General features: G+C 66.0%; 14 protein-coding genes. 8 read left to right on the top strand and 6 right to left on the bottom strand.

Annotation, left to right across the window (positions count from 1 at the left end; translation table 11 throughout):
• Nucleotides 1-34: 34 nt before the first annotated feature.
• Both IC535_RS13335 and IC535_RS13330 read left to right on the top strand, forming a co-directional pair.
• Nucleotides 35-3,082 (top strand): TonB-dependent receptor, encoded by a 3,048-nt coding sequence (locus tag IC535_RS13335; RefSeq protein ID WP_228886460.1) that lies wholly within the window; start codon nucleotides 35-37, stop codon nucleotides 3,080-3,082.
• Nucleotides 3,083-3,140: 58 nt separating this feature from the next.
• Complete coding sequence (locus tag IC535_RS13330) at nucleotides 3,141-3,575, top strand: hypothetical protein (protein ID WP_228886461.1); 435 nt, start codon at nucleotides 3,141-3,143, stop codon at nucleotides 3,573-3,575.
• An 84-nt stretch (nucleotides 3,576-3,659) separates the two neighbouring features.
• Here IC535_RS13330 and ampC read toward each other — a convergent pair whose 3' ends face one another.
• The 6 genes from ampC to IC535_RS13300 form a co-directional block, all read right to left on the bottom strand.
• The gene (gene ampC / locus IC535_RS13325; RefSeq protein WP_228886462.1) at nucleotides 3,660-4,829 is read right to left on the bottom strand and encodes a class C beta-lactamase; all 1,170 of its coding nucleotides are present in this window, start codon (nucleotides 4,827-4,829) and stop codon (nucleotides 3,660-3,662) included.
• A gap of 40 nt (nucleotides 4,830-4,869) precedes the next feature.
• Nucleotides 4,870-5,490, bottom strand: coding sequence for an ABC transporter ATP-binding protein (locus IC535_RS13320; protein ID WP_228886463.1), 621 nt, complete (start codon nucleotides 5,488-5,490; stop codon nucleotides 4,870-4,872).
• A gap of 205 nt (nucleotides 5,491-5,695) precedes the next feature.
• Nucleotides 5,696-6,610 carry a hypothetical protein gene (locus IC535_RS13315; RefSeq protein WP_228886464.1) on the bottom strand — a complete coding sequence of 305 codons (915 nt, stop codon included), beginning with the start codon at nucleotides 6,608-6,610 and terminating at the stop codon, nucleotides 5,696-5,698.
• Between the two features lie 105 nt (nucleotides 6,611-6,715).
• Nucleotides 6,716-9,478 (bottom strand): UvrD-helicase domain-containing protein, encoded by a 2,763-nt coding sequence (locus tag IC535_RS13310; protein ID WP_228886465.1) that lies wholly within the window; start codon nucleotides 9,476-9,478, stop codon nucleotides 6,716-6,718.
• Between the two features lie 120 nt (nucleotides 9,479-9,598).
• Nucleotides 9,599-10,537, bottom strand: a complete 939-nt coding sequence (locus tag IC535_RS13305) for a hypothetical protein (RefSeq protein ID WP_228886466.1) — start codon at nucleotides 10,535-10,537, stop codon at nucleotides 9,599-9,601.
• Nucleotides 10,538-10,705: 168 nt separating this feature from the next.
• The gene (locus IC535_RS13300) at nucleotides 10,706-11,926 is read right to left on the bottom strand and encodes an MFS transporter (RefSeq protein ID WP_228886467.1); all 1,221 of its coding nucleotides are present in this window, start codon (nucleotides 11,924-11,926) and stop codon (nucleotides 10,706-10,708) included.
• Nucleotides 11,927-12,134: 208 nt separating this feature from the next.
• Here IC535_RS13300 and IC535_RS13295 point away from each other — a divergent pair, with 208 nt between their 5' ends.
• From IC535_RS13295 to IC535_RS13270, 6 genes are all read left to right on the top strand, one after another.
• Nucleotides 12,135-12,392: a hypothetical protein gene (locus IC535_RS13295; RefSeq protein ID WP_228886468.1), complete on the top strand. Its 258-nt coding sequence runs from the start codon at nucleotides 12,135-12,137 to the stop codon at nucleotides 12,390-12,392.
• Nucleotides 12,393-12,438: 46 nt separating this feature from the next.
• On the top strand, nucleotides 12,439-14,097 hold the full coding sequence (locus IC535_RS13290) for a type IV secretory system conjugative DNA transfer family protein (RefSeq protein WP_429000382.1): 1,659 nt from the start codon (nucleotides 12,439-12,441) through the stop codon (nucleotides 14,095-14,097).
• A 443-nt stretch (nucleotides 14,098-14,540) separates the two neighbouring features.
• On the top strand, nucleotides 14,541-14,984 hold the full coding sequence (locus IC535_RS13285) for a toxin co-regulated pilus biosynthesis Q family protein (RefSeq protein WP_228886470.1): 444 nt from the start codon (nucleotides 14,541-14,543) through the stop codon (nucleotides 14,982-14,984).
• Between the two features lie 89 nt (nucleotides 14,985-15,073).
• The gene (locus tag IC535_RS13280) at nucleotides 15,074-16,165 is read left to right on the top strand and encodes a virB8 family protein (RefSeq protein WP_228886471.1); all 1,092 of its coding nucleotides are present in this window, start codon (nucleotides 15,074-15,076) and stop codon (nucleotides 16,163-16,165) included.
• Complete coding sequence (locus tag IC535_RS13275; RefSeq protein WP_228886472.1) at nucleotides 16,162-16,938, top strand: TrbG/VirB9 family P-type conjugative transfer protein; 777 nt, start codon at nucleotides 16,162-16,164, stop codon at nucleotides 16,936-16,938. Before IC535_RS13280 ends, IC535_RS13275 begins: the two co-directional genes overlap by 4 nt.
• Entirely contained in the window at nucleotides 16,935-18,197 is a 1,263-nt protein-coding gene (locus IC535_RS13270; RefSeq protein ID WP_228886473.1) for a TrbI/VirB10 family protein, read from the top strand. Before IC535_RS13275 ends, IC535_RS13270 begins: the two co-directional genes overlap by 4 nt.
• Nucleotides 18,198-18,206: the final 9 nt, after the last annotated feature.

The following is an 18,206-nucleotide window of genomic DNA, read 5'->3' as shown; positions in this document are numbered from 1 at the left end:
CCAGTCTCGACTGGGCATTCCTGGAGAGGGTTCAATGGCACATGCTTCACATATCCGCCTGCGGCGACCACGCCGCGGTCTTCGACTGCTTGTTCTCACCGCGGCCATGCTGTCGGCGCAGGCCTATGCGCAGAGCACGGTGGGCGACATCAGCGGCCTTGCCCCGGAGTTCACCGGTGGCGAGGTACGCATCCGCAACCTCGATTCCGGCGTGGTCCGCGACGGCAGGATCGGCACCGACGGCCGCTTCCGGCTGGGCACGCTGAGCAGCGGCAGGTACGAGGTGACCGCCACCAGCCCGAGCGGCGAAGTGCGCACCGGCGTGGTCACGGTGGCCGCCGGCCAGACCACCAGCGCGTACCTGGCGGCCGGCGGCAGCGCGGCCGCGACCCTGGATGCGGTCAACGTGCGCGCCCAGCTGGGCGCAACGATCGACCTGGGCAGCGTGGAATCGCGTACCACCTTCAGCGCCGAGCAGCTCAATGCGCTGCCGGTCGCCCGCGATATCACCAGCATCTCGTTGCTGACGCCCGGTACGGTGGCCAGCAGCGGCTATTTCGGGCCGGCATCCTTTGGCGGCGCCTCGGCCGCCGAGAACAGCTACTACGTCAGCGGCTTCAACGTCACCAACCTGTTCGACAGCCTGAGCTTCACCGAAGTACCGTTCCAGGCGATCGACCAGCTCGACGTGCAGACCGGCGGCTACGGCGCCCGCTATGGGTTTTCTACCGGCGGCGTCACCAGCGTCAACGTCAAGCGTGGCACCAACGAGTGGAAGGGCGGCTTCAGCTGGACCACCACGCCGGACGCCTTCCGCAGCAGGCAGCCCGATACCCTGCGTAGCGACGGCACCCTGCTGCGTTCGTATGACAACAACAAGCAGGACAGCGACGTGGCCTCGGCGTGGATCGGTGGTCCGCTGATCCAGGACAAGCTGTTCCTGTTCGCGCTGGGGAGTCTGAGTACGGCCGACAGCGAGGCCTATGGTGGGCGTAGCGCCGAAGCTCCACGCAAGTCCGGGGTCTCCACGCCGCCCACCTCATTGGCAACCAGTGCTGAGGACTACAGCTCGAACAATCCCTACTGGCTGCTCAAGCTGGACTGGTATCTCAACGACAACAACCATCTGGAGTACACCGGCTTCGGCAACAACCGCCGCTACCACTACGACAAGTACACCGCCAATTACGAAGACGACAGCCCCGCTGCCGAGGCCAGCAAGGACAAGTACCTGGGCCGGCTGTACAAGAAGCAGGAGGGCATGACCCATATCCTGCAGTGGACCAGCTACCTGAACGACGATCTGACGGCCAGTTTCCGCTACGGCAGCATGCGCAACAAGAATGGCGAGTACACCATCAGCCCGGACGGGCAACGCGGCGAGTATGACGGCAATATCGAGAGCCCGGAGGGCAGCTGCCCGTACGTCTACGATTATGTTCTGGGCAAGCGGGTAGGTTGCGCGGTGGAAAGTTCGCTCGGCATCGCCAACGGCAGCAATCAGCGCAGCACGACCGCGCTCGACCTGACCTGGCAGCTGGACGACCACGCGATCGGTTTCGGGGTCAGCGATGATGTGTGGAAGTCCACCCAGGGCAGTTCCTACTCCAGCGGCGCCCGCTGGCTGCTGTACAAGGACTACGCACGCAAGATCAACTTCCGCACCGGCGGTGACATCAAGATCGAGCAGCGCTCCTGGTACCTCGAAGATCACTGGCAGGTCACCGACGCATTCATGCTGTACGGCGGCCTGCGCAATGATTCCTTCAACAACAAGAACGGCGATGGCCAGAGCTTCGTCAAACAGGACAATATCTGGCAGCCGCGTGCCGGCTTCTCATGGGATGTGCTGGGTGAGGGCAGCTCCAAGCTGTTCGGCTCGATCGGCCGCTACTCGTTGCCCATTGCCGCCAACGTTGCGCTGCGTTCGGCCTCTGGTTCGTACTACACCAATGAGTACTACACCTACGATGGCTACGATCCGGTCACCGGCAAGCCCAACATCACCGGTTCGCTGGATGGCGGTGCCAACGACAACGTGGTCAACGGGTCCGATGGTCACGCGCCGGACCCCAGGTCCATTGCCTCGAAGGGCTTGAAGCCGTATACCCAGGACGAGGTCATCCTCGGCTATGAGCAGAAACTGCAGTCCGGCAACCGGTGGGTGGATGGGTGGACGCTGGGTGCCAAGCTGACCTGGCGCCGCATCAACAATGTGATCGACGATACCTGTGATTCGCGTGCGCTGTACAACGCGGCCAGGAACGCGGGCTACGATCTGTCCAACTGGGACAATCCCTGGGAAGTACCGTCCGGCCTGCCGGGCTGCTGGATCTACAACCCCGGGGAAGACCTGAACGTCAGCCTGGATGTTGACGGCGATGGCAAGGTCGACGACATCACGGTGCCGGGCGAGGAACTGGGCCCCAAGGCCAAGCGCAGCTACCGCTCCCTGACCCTGACGGCCGACAGGCAGGGGGAGCGCTGGTATGCCAGCGTCAACTACACCTGGGCGAAGTTGAACGGCAATTATGAAGGGCTGGTCAAGAGTACCAATGGCCAGACCGATACCGGCACCACCTCCGACTTCGATTTCAAGGAGTTGATGTACGGTGCCGATGGCTATCTGTTCAACGACCGTCGGCATAGTTTCAAGTTGTATGGTTCCTACGACCTCACCGACGAGTGGCAGCTCGGCGCGAACCTGTTGATCCAGTCGGGCACGCCGATCACCTGTCTCGGCGGTGGCATGGACACCTTTGGTACCGAGTATGGCTACACCGGCGTGTTCCATACCTGCAACGCCGACATCGAGGAAGTCAGCAAGCTGGGCAGCAACGGGCGGACCCCGTGGGTGGTCAGCTTCGACCCAAGCGTGCGTTACCGGCCGGCGGCGTTGCCCGGGCTGAGCGTCCAGTTCTCGGTCATCAACCTGTTCAACTCGGTCAAGCCACTGCAGGTGTATGAGACCAAGTTCAGCGTCGACAACAATGGTGCCATCACCGACTACTACAACTTCGAAAAGGCCAAGTACTACACCACTCCACGCTATGCGCGGGTACAGCTGCAGTACGACTGGTAAGCCCCTGAGCATGCGCCACCGGCTCTTGAGGGCCGGTGGCGCCTTGATGAGATATGCGATGAACACAATGACTGCTACTGCCCCGCTGCTCGCACTGGCCCTGGCTGCAGCGTTCGATGCCCGGGCCGAATGCACGGTGCCGGCCGCATTGAACGGCCTGACCTTCATCAATGCCATCGACCCGGACTACTCGCCGGAAAACCCCAATGCCGGCAGTCTGGTCAAGCTGCGGTTCGCTGCCGGCCACTACACCAACCAGATTCTGAACAAAAACCTGACGGTCGAGGGGAGCTATGTATACAGGCGGCTGGCCGCCGGCGTGGGTCAGCTCGAAGCGCACGAGGACTTCGGCGGCAGCGTGACCAGGTATCGACTGACCCTGGTCTGCTCGACCCCATGGTCGGGGGTATTGATCTACAACCAGGAGCAGGGAGCCATGCCGCCGGCGGTGCGACAGAACGTGGGTCGTTACACCATTGCCGAAGGTCAATGATCATGGGCATGGCCTGGCCGGCCGGGTAAAACCGCGCAGGGCCAGGCCGGTCCTGGCAAGCCAAACACCGGCGGGGCGGTAGCGTCAGGGCGCTTTTTCCAGCGCCTCCAACAACGCATACGCCAGCCGCACCCGCCCTTCATTGGGATGCGACTTGTTGGTCAGGATCACGATCCCCACCTGCCTGGATGGAATGAAAGCCACATAGCCGGCGAAACCGCCGGTACCACCGGTCTTGTTGTACAGCCAGTCCTGCTGTGGCAACAGCGAGGTGGCGATCGGCGTGGTGGGATTGTCGTGATAGGCCATCTGGTCCGAGTTGCCCTGCAGCAGTGCCTCCAGCGCCAGCGGGTAGCGGTACTGCTCCCAGACCAGGGCCTGGGTCATCGGGCCTAGCTCGAAGCGCCCCAGCTGGGTATCGCGCAGCGCCTTGTCCAGGGCAGCGTCGCCGGTGGCCGGCGCAATGTTGAGCTCGACGAAATGCAGCAGGTCGCGCGCGCTGGAGCGCATGCCGTACGCCTCCTGCGCCAACGGCCCTGGATTCAGCCGCACCGCCACATCGGCCGCGTTGTAGCCCTGCGCATAACCGCGGCGCTGTTTCTGCGGCACGCGCAGCCAGCTGCTGGTCAGGCCCAGCTTCGGGTACAGCGTGCCCTGCATCGCGCGCTCGAACGACTGGTCCAATGCCCGCGCGGCGACTACGCCCAGCAGGGCGATTGACGGGTTGGCGTAGCTGCGCTGTTCACCACCGGGATACGACGGTGTCCACTGCCGGTAGTAGCGCATCGCATCGGCGTCGGTCTTGACCGCATCCGGGAACTGCAGCGGAAACCCGCCGCCACTGTGGGTGCCCAGCTGCCACAGCGGCACCGAGCCGATCGGGTGACCGGCCAGGTCCGGCAGGTACTTGCCGACCGGGTCCTGCAGCGACAGCGCGCCCCGCGCCTGCGCATAGGTGGACAACGTAGCGGTGAAGGTTTTGCTGATCGAGCCGAGCTCGAACAGAGTGTTAGGCGTTACCGGCGCCTTGGTGGCCTTGGACGCCACGCCGTAGCTGTAGAAGCGCTGCTGCCCGTTGTGGCTGATCCCGATCACCATGCCCGGCACGTGGTAGCGCTGCATGAAGGCGGCCGCAGCGCCGTCCACGAATGCAGGATCGAGCGCAACCGGTTGCGTCTGGGCGGCGTGGGCGGCGGGCGCTGCGCTGGCCAGCAGGGCCGAAGCAAGCAGCAGGTTACGGAGCGGCGAGGACATGGGGCAGCCTGTGGTGGGAAGGAGGGGCGGACCGGACCGGTCAGCGGATTCTGCCATCGGCGATCTGCAGTATGCGCGCATCGCCGGGTGGCGGGAGTTGCTCGGGATACGCGCTGACCAGCAGCGCGGCGCCCTCACGCGCGGCGGCAGCCAGGGTCTCCCAGGCCACCGCGCGGTCCTTGCTGTCCAGCAGCGACAGCGACTGATCGAGCAGGATCAGCCGCGGGGCGCCGACCAGACAGGCGGCGAGCATGGCCTTGACCATTTCGCTGCCGCTCAGCGCCGCCAGCGGTTCCTTGCGTCGTGCCTGCAGGCCCAGGCGTTCCAGCACCTCGCTACTGCGCGCAAGCATCTGTGCATCGCTCAGCAGGCTGTCTGCCGCGGCTATCCGCAGGAAGTCGCCGAGAAGATAGTCGCGGATGATCGGCGTCGAGGTCCCGGCATAGCTCAGGTGGCGCCGACGGTAGCCGGCGTCGAGCAGGATGTCGTTCCAGGCCACCGTGCCGGCCAGCGGCTTGAGGGTGCCGGCGATGATGCCCAGCACGCTGGTCTTGCCGCTGCCGGGCGGGCCGGCCAACACCACGATCTCACCCGCGCCCAGCGCCAGGCAGGCGTGGTCGAGCACCACCCGCTCGCCGATGGCATGTACCACATTGTCCATGATCAACATCGGCCGCTCCCGGTTGGTGGCCAGGTACGCCTGGCCGGTGGCGCGCCCGCAGCGCCGGTGGACCGAGTGCACGGAAGCACAGGCATTAGAGCGAACTGCACGGCATCTGCGAAGAGGCATTGGCGACAGCGGCGGCCCGCGCAGGTCGGCGCCGGCCGCGGTGATGGTGCCCGCTCACGGGCGCTGCGCAGCCGGTTCAGTCGACCGCGATCAACTGGGCCTTGGATACCGGCCGCAGACTCAGCTTGTGGGTGACCGTGCTGAGCATCCGCCTCGGGTCCTGCGGGTGCGGCCGGGTGGCGGTCTGGCTGCTGCCCAGCCGCCACAGGCCAAGCATGACGATCTCCGATCCCACCGGGAACCGCTGCAACCACGCCGCGTCGTCATGGCCGATGCTTACTTCGAAGTACTCGTGGCGATTGGCGACATCACCGTGCCGGTACTGGGCGGTGCAGTTCAGGTACGTCGGGCCGTAACCGCTGCCGGCCTGCGGCGAGCGGTGCGAACGGACCGTGCCGGCCAGCGCCAGCGGAAACCCGCTGGACATCGACGCGACCCGTTCGCAGGCCTCGTCGTAGCGGTCCTGCGGGTAGAAGAATCCATCCCAGGCGACCTTTTTCTTGCCCAGCCGCAGGGTCAGCTGCGCTGCCAGCAGAGTATCGTCGGCGCACAGCGCGCGCAGCACCGCCAGCGCGCCGACGGTGCGCAGGTAGTCGTCGAGCGGCGACGTGGCGTTGCCGCGTTTCAATGCCTGCTGCAGGCCAAGCAAGCGCAGCTCCTGCCTGCCATCGTCCAGGGTCTGCAGGAACCCCGGATCAGCCACGGCGGCCAGGATGCCGTGCAGCCGGCCGCGCGGGTCGTAGCGGCAGCCCGGTGCGTGCGCGGCGCCCTGTTCCAGCACGATATGGGCCGGCACGGTAACCGGGCCGTGGCGGTCGGTGCCGGCCACGGCCTGCTCGGCGATGAAGCAGGCCGGTGCAAGGCAGCCGGGGCTGTCGCAGAAGAGGGCGGGCAGGGTCTGCCGGGCGTCATGGCGCTTCTGCAGCAGAGCCGGCGTATGCACCGTGCCATGGCTGCCCACCGCCGTGCGCATGTTGATTCGGCAACTCATCTGCGTTTACTGCTTTCAACGGAAGGTGCACATGATAGCGCCTGCCCGGATAAGGGCGCTGTCGGTGCCATCCGGGCAGAACGGCCATCGCCGACGACACCGCTTTCATGCGCGGACGGCCTGCGAGGCAGCCGTTGCCGGCTTGTACCGGCAACGTGGATAACCCGAGCAGGACTGGAAGCTGCCGTAGGCGCCACTGCGCTGCACGATCACCCCGCCGTCGCAGGCCGGGCAGGGATGCTCCTGGATCGGCTGGCCGTCAAGCGCGGTTACCTGCAGCGCGCCATCGGCGATCAGTTCGGCCAGGAACGGCGAGCGCTTACCGCGCACGCTGAACATCGCCACCGTACGCCGCGCCCGGGTCAGCGCCACGTAGAACAGGCGGCGTTCTTCGGCCAGTGGCCAGTGCTCGGCGTGCGGCATGGCCAGCGCCAGCACCGGGTCATCGGCACGCGTGTTGGGGAAGCTGCGTTCAAGCATGGCCGGCAGGATCACCACGTCGGCCTCGGCGCCCTTGGCACGGTGCGCGGTCAGGAAACGCACGTCCAGCTGCTGGCCGAAGCGCGCCTGCCAGTTGGGCGGCACGAAGCTGCGGTCGGCGTTGTAGCGGCCGAGCACGAAGATCGACAGTTTGCCGTTGCGGCCCGGCGCCATCTGGCCACTGAGCAGCTGGCGCTGCACCTGCAGCAGGTACTGGCCGATGGCATCGCAGATCTGCTCGCGCACGGCGACCTGGAAGGCCTGCAGCACCGGGCCATGGGCGGCGGTGACCGAGCACACCTGCTTGGGCAGCTGCGCCGGGTTGCGGGTGATGAAGCCGCTGGAGACGTCGCACAGCGCCTGCGGGCAGCGGAAGGTCTGTTCCAGCTTGAGCACCCGGCCTTGCCCGAACCAGTCGACGAAGCCGGTCATCACCGACACATCGGCACCGGCGAAGCGGTTGATCGATTGCCAGTCGTCGCCCACCGCGAACAGGTGCCTGCCCGGCGCCTGCACCAGGGCCCGGCACAGCCGCGCGCGGGCGCGCGAGGCATCCTGGAACTCGTCGGCCATCACCAGATCGTAGGGTGAGCTGTAGCGGCCCTGCTCAAGGTGCTCGGCGGCCTGGTTGAGCATGTCCTCGAAATCGATGCCGTGCACGGCCGCCAGCGCCTCGTCCCAGGCGTGCAGGATCGGCGTGGCCAGTTCCAGGAACAGCCGGTGGCGGTGCTTGTACTGGTCCTCGGGCATCGCGCGCAGGCGCTGGGCCATGTCCTCCATCGACAGCGCGTTGCTCTTGGCGTGGCTGATGAAGGTGCGCAGCAGTGCGATCAGCTCGGTGTCGGGCATCGGCCTGGCGCCATCGCCGGGCAGCTCGCGGTCCGGGTTGGGGTCCAGCACGATCCCGCGCCGGGTCAGCGCCTGGCCCAGGTGGGTGAACAGCGCGCCGCTGCGCAGCTGGTGCGAGGTGGTCTCGACCAGGTCGGTACCGCGCCGCGCATGCTCCTGGCGCTTCCACTGCAGGCTGTCCAGGTAGCCGTCGAAATGCGCCGGCGCATTGCCCTGCGCATCCAGCGCCAGGTGCTCGTGGTACAGCCCGATGCCGGGGTAGTGGAAATCGGGGCGGTACTGGCGGTACTGGTCGGTGGCCGTATCGAATTCGTAGTGGCGCTCGTAGTTGTAGTCCACGCCGTTGTAGAACAGCCAGTCGGCGATCACGCATTCTTCGATGCTGCGTACCCGCTCCCCGCGCAGGGTGCGCACATAGCCGCTGCCGTCGGCGTCCCAGCCATCGGCGCTGAGCGCACCGCCGAGCGGCGGCAGGTCGCGGCCGAACACCAGCCGGAACATGTCCCACTGGGTACGGAAGTGCAGCGAGCGGTCCTTGAGCCGGTCGATCAGCTCGGCCAGCTGGTGGAAGCCCTGCGCCGCATCGACGGCCCAGTCGGGCACATCGGGCATGCGCCCGGTCGCCTTGCCGATGATCTGCCGGCCCAGCGCATGGAAGGTGCGCGCCTGCACCGCCTGTGCGTCCAGCCCCAGCCGCGCGAAGGCCTGTTCGGTGCGTTGCTGCAGTTCCCCGGCGGCATCCTTGTTGAAGGCCAGCATGACGATGCGCTCGGGCGGCACCAGGCCGCGGTCGACCGCATAGGCGGCCTTGGCCACCAGGGTCGAGGTCTTGCCTGAGCCGGCCGCGGCCACCACCTGCACGCGGTTGTCGAAGCAGATCACCGCGCGGGCCTGTTCGTCGGTCAGCGGCTGGCGTTCGACCTGGTCCAGCAGCTCGCCGGCCTGGACCAGTTCGCGTTGCAGGTAGGCCTGGTTGCGTTGCTCCCAGGTAGACGCCCAGTCACTGCTCCAGCGGGTCAATGCATCTTCGATCTGCGCGGGCGGGCCGGGCAGCAGCGGGCGCAGCGCCGGATCATCGAATACCGCCCACAACGCGGCTTCCTCCACCGGCAGGGCCGGGCGACGCTGCAGCAGGGCCTGCTGCTGCTCCTGGGTGAACCAGCGGTGCTGCGCATCGGCCTGCTGCAGCTGGGCGTCGGCCAGCGCCAGCCAGTGCTGGACCTGCTCCAGGGCAGCGCAACTGTCGGCCAAGCGCTGGTCCTGCTGCCGGTCCTGCTCCAACTGGCGCAGGGCCTGGCGCAGCGTGCGTGCCTGCGCATGCGGCAGGCCGCCCAGGCGTACTGCCTGCGCTTGGCCCGGGCACAGCTGCAGTTCGCTCCAGAGCAGCCCGCGGCGCAGGCTCGGCGAGGCGGTGGCGGGCAGCGGGTGCAGCGCGCCGTCGATGTACAGTTCAAACTGCTGCCCGGCCAGGCGCAGCTGCCAGTGCGGCGAGCGCGTGATGCGTCGACCCCAGTACGAAGGGGTCCAGTGGTGCGTCATCCATACATCCAGAAGGCGGCCGGCTGCCAGAACCTGCAACGGCGGTGGGGTCAGGCGGCCATGATAGGAAAATCCTGACCCCTGCGCCTCCGGTTTTCCGAGTTGTGCTGGATGGCTTCGCTAGGGGCGGAACATCACCGACGCGGCGATCGCCGCCACGCTCTGTTCCAGGCCCGGATCGGCATCGGCCGGGTAGATCACGGCCATGCGCACGTAGCGTTGGCCCGGCCACAGCGCCAGGTAATGCGCGAAGCGGCGCCCTTCCGGCAGGGTGCCGGTGACCACGATGCCATCGATGCCGGCGAAGCTGACACGGCGCTGGGACTGGGCAACGCCCTGGTCCAGTTCACGGGTGCCGGCGATCAGGGTGCGCGAGGTGGTCGCCGGACTGGTTGCGCCGGCCGGCAACGCCAGCTGCGAGGCGATCACAATCAGCGGCTGCAGACCCTGCGGGTCCACGTCCAGGGGGCCGGCGGTCATCCGCAGGCTCGAACCGCCCAAGGCGTCGATGATCCGGAACGGGCCGGCAGGCTCGGCGGTGAAGGGTAGCGCGGCAAGCTTGGTGGCCAGGGTCACCTCCCCCTGCAGGGTCACCGAGGCCAGCGTGTGCATCACCTGCGCATCGGTGATGGACGAGCCGTCAGGCAGCTGCACGGTCACCAGTACGGCCTTGGTGCCGCGATAGAAGGCCGCCCATTTGCGGAAGGACTGGCCGTGGGCCCGCTGCGTGCCGGCCACCACCGGCACCTTGGCTCCCTGCGCCTGGATATGCGCCAGGGTATCCACCACGATGCCCTTGCTGGCAAAGGCGGTGCGCGCTGCAGGCAGGCTGTCGAACAACGTGCCGATCGGTTCGGCGGCCTCGGCCGGAAGCTCGGCCACCAGAATGCTGGCCTGGCCCTGTTCGCCGGTCAGGCCGCTGAACTGGGTAGCCAGTTCCATCCCCGCCGGCGGCACCAGACTGACCTGCGAGCCGGGAATCTGCACCGGGTCGGCGGCCGCGCCCGGCGTGCAGCCCAGCAGGCCGGCGCCGGCCAGTGCCAGCAGCGTGCGCAGCACGGCTCTGCTGCTTACGCGCAGGCGGTGGACAAGACAAGCGCGGGGGGAGGAAAGCTGCATGCTGTGGGTACCGCCAATGTCCAGGCGGTGCAGGGTAAGGTCAGGGCCGTGCGACGGCCATGCAATTTGTTTCAATCCGCCTGTGGTCGCCTTCGGCTGGCGCTGCGGTCAGCCTTGGCAGGCCGCCGCTGTGCCGGCGCGTGACCGTCGCTCCACCAGCACCGCCACGCCCCACAGCAGCAGGCCGCCCAGTGCGGTGGCCGCCCCCACATAGCCGGTGGTGGCCGGACTGAAGCCGGCGCCGATGGCCATGCCGCCGAACCACGGGCCCAGGGCGTTGGCGGTATTGAAGGCGGCATGGTTGGAGGCCGCCGCCAGGGTCTGCGCTTCGCCGGCCACGTCCATCAGCCGGGTCTGCAGCACCGCGGCCAGCGCGCCCATGGTGCCCACCGCGATGATCATCGGGAAGACACTCCATACCGACTGCGCGGCCAGCGGGTAGGCCAGCAGCACCAGGATCGACCAGACCAGCACCACCGCGGCGGCGCGGAAATGGAAGCGGTCCACCAGCCAGCCGCCGGCGACGTTGCCGATGATCGCGCCGACGCCGAAGATGCCCACCGCCAGCGGCATCCACGATTCGGCCAGGCCGGTGACCTGGACCAGGGTCGGCGCCAGGTAGGTGAACACACAGAACATGCCGGCAAAGCCGACCGACCCGATCGCCAGCGCCAGCCACACCTGGGTGCGGTTGAACGCGCGCAGCTCGCGCATCGGCGAGGTGCGCACTTCGTCCGGGTCGGGCAACAGGAAGCGGGCGATCATCGCCACGGTGGCGATCGCCAGCACGCTGACCAGGGCAAAGGCGGTGCGCCAGCTCAGTTGCTGGCCGAGCCAGGTGGTCAGCGGGTTGCCGACCAGGATCGCCACCGACAGCCCCAGCAGTACCTTGGACATCGCCGCGCCGCGCTGGGCCGGCGGGCTGATCGCCGCGGCCACCAGCATCGCCACGCCGAAGTAGGCGCCGTGCGGCAGCCCGGCGATGAAGCGGGCCAGCAGCATGGTGCCGTAGTTGGGCGCCAGCGCGCTGGCCAGGTTGCCCACCGCATAGAAACCCATCAGCGCCAGCAGCAGGGAACGCCGGGCGTAACCGGCGCCGGCGAAGGCCAGGACCGGCGCACCGACCACCACGCCCACCGCATAGGCGCTGATCAGGTGCCCCACCTGGGTTTCGCTGATGGCCAGCCCGCGGCTGATCTCCAGCATCAGCCCCATGCTGGCGAACTCGCTGGTGCCGATCGCAAAGCCGCCCAGCGACAGGGCCAGCAGGATGAAGGTGCGCTCGCGCGGGGACAGGCGCGCGGCCAGGGAAACGGGGGAGGAGCTCATGCGGGCAGGGCGTGACCAGGGGGCGGCCGCCCATTGTACTGCTGCGGCGCAGCATGCGGCCTGCCGCCGGCCTGGGACGCTGTGGTGCAGGGTGGTCGCGATCGGCCCGGCGCCGGGCCGGCGGCGGCCGGGTCGGGATTTTCTGATTGGCAGCCTGCAGGCAGTGCTTTAGCATCGGCAGCCTGTCGTGGCGCGGGGAGCGTGCTTGATGGTCCAATACCCTCATGCAGTCCAGGTCAGCGGGAAGTACCAGCTGGTAGCCCTGACATATTCGCCGGTGTACAGTCCGGGCGATGTGTTCGGCTATGCCGTGTTCACGTCCGAAGGGGCAAGGGTCACCGAGGTGCTGTCGCTGGAACAGGCGCGCAGCCAGTGGGCGTTGCTGTGTGACCAGGACGGTGGGACGCGGGTGCAGGACGAAATAGAACCGCGTACGACGCCGCGCAGGCGCCGGCGCAAGCAGTAGCGCCCGCCGGGCGCGTCATGGAGGATAGGGTTTGTCCACGCAGAAGATCGTTGTTGCCGTAGTTGCCACCCTGTTGACCGTGATTGCCGGCTACTGCCTTGCCGGGTATCTCACCTTGTTGCTGCTGGGCCTGGATACCGGGCTGTTCAAGTGGAACACCTACCTGCAGTACCTGCAGGCACTGGACCAGCCGGCCGTGGCGCCGTATGTGACCAAGATCAAGCTGGCCGGCGTGCTGGGTTTCGGCCTGCCGCTGCTGCTGTACCTGGTGGTGATGTTCCTGATGTTCCGGCCGAAGAAGACCTCGCTGCACGGTGACGCGCGCTTTGCCCAGGCCGCCGACCTGGCCAAGCACGGGCTGTTCAAGAAGACCGGCAACGGCATCGTGGTGGGCAGCTTCGGCGGCAAGCTGGTGCGCCTGAGCGGCCAGCAGTTCGTGATCCTGGCCGCCCCGACCCGCTCGGGCAAGGGCGTGGGCGTGGTCATCCCGAACCTGCTGGAGTACGACGAGTCGGTGGTGGTGCTGGACATCAAGCAGGAGAACTTCGACCTGACCAGCGGCTGGCGCGCCAGCCAGGGCCAGGAGGTGTACCTGTTCAACCCGTTCGCCGAAGACCGCCGCACCCACCGCTGGAACCCGCTCAGCTACGTCTCCAACGACCCGGCCTTCCGCGTCTCGGAGCTGATGAGCATTGCCGCGATGCTGTACCCGGATGGGTCGGACGACCAGAAATTCTGGGTCAGCCAGGCGCGCAACGCGTTCATGGCCTTCAGTCTGTACCTGTTCGAGAACCGCGACGACGCGCTCAGCTCCGGCTTCCCCGGCGTGCAGGACGTGCCCACCCTGGGCGCGCTGTTCCGCCTGTCCACCGGCGACGGCAGCGACCTCAAGAAGTACCTGCAGCGCCTGTCCGGGCAGACCTACCTGAGCGGCAACGCCAAATCGGCCTTCGCCAACATGCTGTCCCAGGCCGATGAGACCTTCGCCTCGATCATGGGCACCTTCAAGGAGCCGCTCAACGCCTGGATCAACCCGGTGCTGGACAAGGCCACCAGCGCCAACGACTTCCTGCTGACCGACCTGCGCAAGAAGAAGATGACCATCTATATCGGCATCCAGCCCAACAAGCTGGCCGAAAGCCGCCTGATCATCAACCTGTTCTTCAGCCAGATCATCAACCTCAACACCAAGGAACTGCCCAAGTCCAACCCGGACCTGAAGTACCAGTGCCTGCTGTTGATGGACGAATTCACCGCGATCGGCAAGGTCGACATCATCGCCTCGGCGGTGTCCTACATGGCCGGCTACAACGTGCGTCTGCTGCCGATCATCCAGAGCATGGCCCAGCTGGACGCCACCTATGGCCGGGATGTGTCGCGCACCATCATCACCAACCATGCCCTGCAGATTCTGTACGCCCCCCGCGAGCAGCAGGACGCCAACGACTACTCGGAGATGCTCGGTTACACGACCATCCGCAAGAAGAACGTCACCCATGCCCGCGAGAAGACCCACAGCTTCACCGAGGAGCGGCGCGCGCTGATGCTGCCGCAGGAGCTCAAGGCCATGGGCAACGATCACGAGGTGTTCCTGTATGAGGGGATCCCCCATCCGGTCAAGTGCGACAAGATCAAGTACTACAAGGATCGCTATTTCACGTCCCGTCTGCTGCCTAAAACTTCCGTACCAAATCTCGAAATTTGATCAAGTCGGTGTGAATTCCTGTGATGGACGTCAGATAAACGACATGTGAAGACGATTTTTGACTATGCTTTGACACCGAATTGACGCGCGGTTGTGGCATCGTATTTGTGATGGCCGTTCTATGCGCCGTGAATTTGTCGTTTAGAGTTCGCCGCACAAGGACAGCCGCAGGGTAGTTGCAGAGGAAATCATGGACGGTATTTTTCGAAGGGATGTGGGGGTGGGGCGACGGGGCCGGGCGATAAGCCCGGGACGCCTGCACACCGGTACATGCAGCCTTGGGCTGCGGGGACAGGGCGGGGGCCTGGTCACAACAATCCACGGTGTTTCATCGCTGTATCCGCAATCGCCATCTGCGTCCCGGGTCTTCATCCACCCGGCGCAGTGAATTGCCGTCAGTCAGTCGAATCAAGCCGCGTTCCGTACGTCATAGGGAAGTCCGTATGAAGCAAGCGTATCTGTCACAGGGTTTCATCGCCGTCGCCGCCGCACTGCTGCTGGCCGGTTGCGCCACCAAGCCGGCCCCGGATATCGGCGGCCGCTGGAAGCCGGTCAACCGCTTCGCCAGCACCACCATGGAAATTCCGCTGTACACCAGTTACGTGTACCAGGCCACGCCCATGGACGGCACGCTCAAGACCATGCTGGAACGCTGGGCCAAGGATTCGGGCATGACCCTGGATTACCGGATCAGCTCGGACTACACGCTCTACGGCGCCGTCTCCACCATCGGCACCACCAATCCGCAGCAGGCGATGATCGACCTCAGCTCCGCCTATGCGGCGCAGGGCGTGTCGGTGTCCATCGTCGGCAACCAGATTGTCGTGCAGGCCGCCGCGTCGCCCACCGTCTCGACGGGCGCGGTCGACGCGTCCAGCGGTAGCTGACGCCGGCCGGGTATCGGTAAACGTGATGCTCCCCGCGCACCGCGCCGGGGTGCCACGCCCATTGACGTTCCAGCAGTACGGATGAACCCATGTTCCGAAAGAAGGAAACAGGCAGTAGCCAGAAGGTCGACCAGGCGGTCGCCAAAGCGGTGAGCTACGAGCTGACCGTGGCCGACATGGCGCGCCGCAGCGAGCGCCGCGCATGGTGGGTGGCCTCGGCCTCGCTGGTGATGTCGCTGGCCCTGGCCGGCGGCTACTACTACATGCTGCCGCTGAAGGAGAAGGTGCCGTTCCTGGTGATGGCCGATGCCTATACCGGCAACGCCACCGTGGCCCGGTTGACCGGCACCTTCGGTGAGCAGGGCATTACCGCCAATGAAGCGATCAACCGCAGCAACGTCGCCCAGTACGTGATGGCGCGCGAGTCCTTCGACTCGGCGGTGATGGGCCTGCGCGACTGGGACCTGGTGTTCACCATGTCCTCCGAGCCGGTCGCGGCGAGCATGAACCAGCGCTATGCCAACAACAATCCGAAGAACCCGGTGTTCGTCTACGGCACCCACCAGGCGATCCGGGTCAAGATCCTGAGCATCACCCCGCTGGGCGCCGAGGGCAATGGCAGCTTCAAGGGTGCCTCGGTGCGCATCCAGCGCAGCCTGCTGGACAAGCGCACGGCGGTGGCGCAGTTCCTGGACAACCAGCTGGTCACCATGCGCTTTGAATACAAGCCAGACCTGGCCTTGTCCGAGCAGGACCGCATCCTCAACCCGCTGTCGTTCTACGTCACCGAATACCGCGTGGACAACGACTACGCCCGTGGCGTTCCGGTTCCCGATGACGCCGCCATGGCCAGCCAGTCCGCCCAGGCGGCGCTGGCTGCCCAGGCGGCGCAGACGGCCCAGGCCGGGGTTTATGACCCGAACAATCCGGCTGCGGCCACCATGGTCGACCCGGCTACGGGCCTGCCTGTGCCGCCGCCGATGCCGGGCGTGCCGGGGCAGACGGTGCCGGGGCAGCCCATGCCGGGCCAACCCATGCAGGGTCAACCCATGCAACAAGGCGTACCCGGGCAGGCTGTGCCGGGCCAGGCGATACCAGGACAAGTCGCGCCGCGGCAACCGGCACAGGTGCCGGGCCAACGTGTTTCCACCGGAACTGCTGAGGGAGCAAGCAACCGATGAGTAGTAACAAAATTTGGTGGGCCAGCTTGGCCCTGTTGCCGATGTTGTCGGCGTTCTCTGCTCCGGTCGCCGCACAGGCGGTGGACCAGTACGAATACGAGAAGGACCGTATCTATCCGGTCCGCACCGGCCTGGGCCTGACCACCCAGATCGAACTCAGCCCGAACGAGAAGATCCTCGACTACAGCACCGGCTTCAGCAATGGCTGGGAACTGACCCGTCGCGAGAACGTGTTCTATCTCAAGCCCAAGAACGTCGACGTGGACACCAACATGATGGTGCGCACCGAGACCCATTCCTACATCTTCGAGCTGAAGGTGGTGGCCACCGATTGGCGCCAGCTGGAACAGGCCCGTCGCGCCGGGGTGCAGTACAAGATCGCCTTCAGCTACCCCAGCGATACCGAGTTCGGTACCGCCCAGCAGGCAGTGGAAGAAGAGGTCAAGCCGCTGTTGAGTTCGGAGCTGGCCAAGGACCGCCAGTACAACTTCGATTACTCCTATTCGACCCGCCGCTCCAAGAAGATGGGTTGGCTGATCCCGGTCAATGCCTATGACGATGGGCGCTTCACTTACCTGAAGCTGCCGACATCGCCGGAGTACAAGACCGGCATCTTCCCGGCGGTGTTCGGCCGTGAGACCGAGTACGGCGAAGATTTCGTGGTCAACACGACGGTGGAAGGCAATTCCCTGATCGTGCACGGAACCTATCCCTATCTGGTCATCCGCCACGGTGACAAGGTCGTCGGTCTGCGAAGGAACGTGAAGAAATGAGCCAGCACAACATCCCCGGCAATGAGCCGAACAACGAACGCGACGGCGCTGACCTTGGTGCAAACCAGGGTGGTGGAGATACGCCGAACAACCCGTATTACGGCCGGAATGTGGCCGACGGTACGCCGAATCTGGATGCCGCCGCACCGCAACTGCGTTCCTCCGAAGAGCAACGGCTGAACCGCAAGGCGCTGCTGTTCCTGGGGGGCATCGTGCTGCTGCTGATTGCCATGGGCTTCCTGCTGTTCCGCAAGTCCAGCGATGACAAGGATGCACCGGCCAACCTCAACCAGACCGCACGTGCGACGACGCCGGAATTGCCAACTGCCGCTCCTGCGCCGCCGCCGCCGCAGAGCATGGCCGAACCGATTCCAATGATTCCGCCGCTGCCGACCGAGCCGCGTGGCCCGACCCGCCCCGAGTCTGATTTTGGCCAATCGATGTCTGCCCAGCAGATGGAACGTGGCCCAACCTTGCTTGACCGCCGAATCGGCGCCAACGGCAGTGTTTCCGATGGCGAGGGCGGGCAAGCTGCCAATGGCGGCATGGATGAGTACAGCCGTGCGATGCTCGCCCAACTTGCTGCCAACGGTCAGCCGCAGCAGCCGCAACCTCAGAAGACCAAGCGTGGACCGGATGTGGAGGACGTCTCCAGTGCCAGTTTCATCCGTAGCCCGGATGCACTGCTGGTGCGTGGCACCTATCTGCGCTGCGTGCTCGAAACCCGCATCATCACCGACCTGGCCGGCTACACCTCGTGCCTGCTGACCGAGCCGGTCTACTCGATCAATGGCCGCAGCCTGCTGCTGCCCAAGGGCTCGAAGATCTACGGCGCGTATGGCGGTGGCCCCAAGGGCGAGCGCGTGGAAGTGATCTGGGACCGCATCACCACCCCGAACGGTATCGACGTGGCCATGTCCAGCCCGGGCATCGACCAGCTCGGCGGCGCCGGCCATCCGGGCCAGTACAGCGCGCATTGGGGCAGCCGCATCGCCTCGGCGCTGATGATCAGCCTGATCTCCGATGCCTTCAAGTACGCCGCTGCCGAGCATGGCCCGGAATCCACCACCATCACCAATAGCGGCATGGCGATCCAGTCGCCCTATGAAAGCGCCACCGCGCGCAGCATGGAGCGTTTGGCCAACGAGGCTTTGAGCGAACGCCGCCCGCCCACCGTTACCATCAACCAAGGCACCGTGGTCAGTGTCTATGTGGCCAAGGACGTCGATTTCAGCGACGTGCTGCCGCAGCGCCGCTGACCTTCCGGA

Source organism: Stenotrophomonas rhizophila (genome assembly GCF_020857975.1).
GTDB lineage: Bacteria > Pseudomonadota > Gammaproteobacteria > Xanthomonadales > Xanthomonadaceae > Stenotrophomonas > Stenotrophomonas rhizophila_C.
The sequence above is the reverse complement of the archived record's forward strand: the minus strand, read 5'-3'. Positions and strand labels throughout refer to the sequence as shown.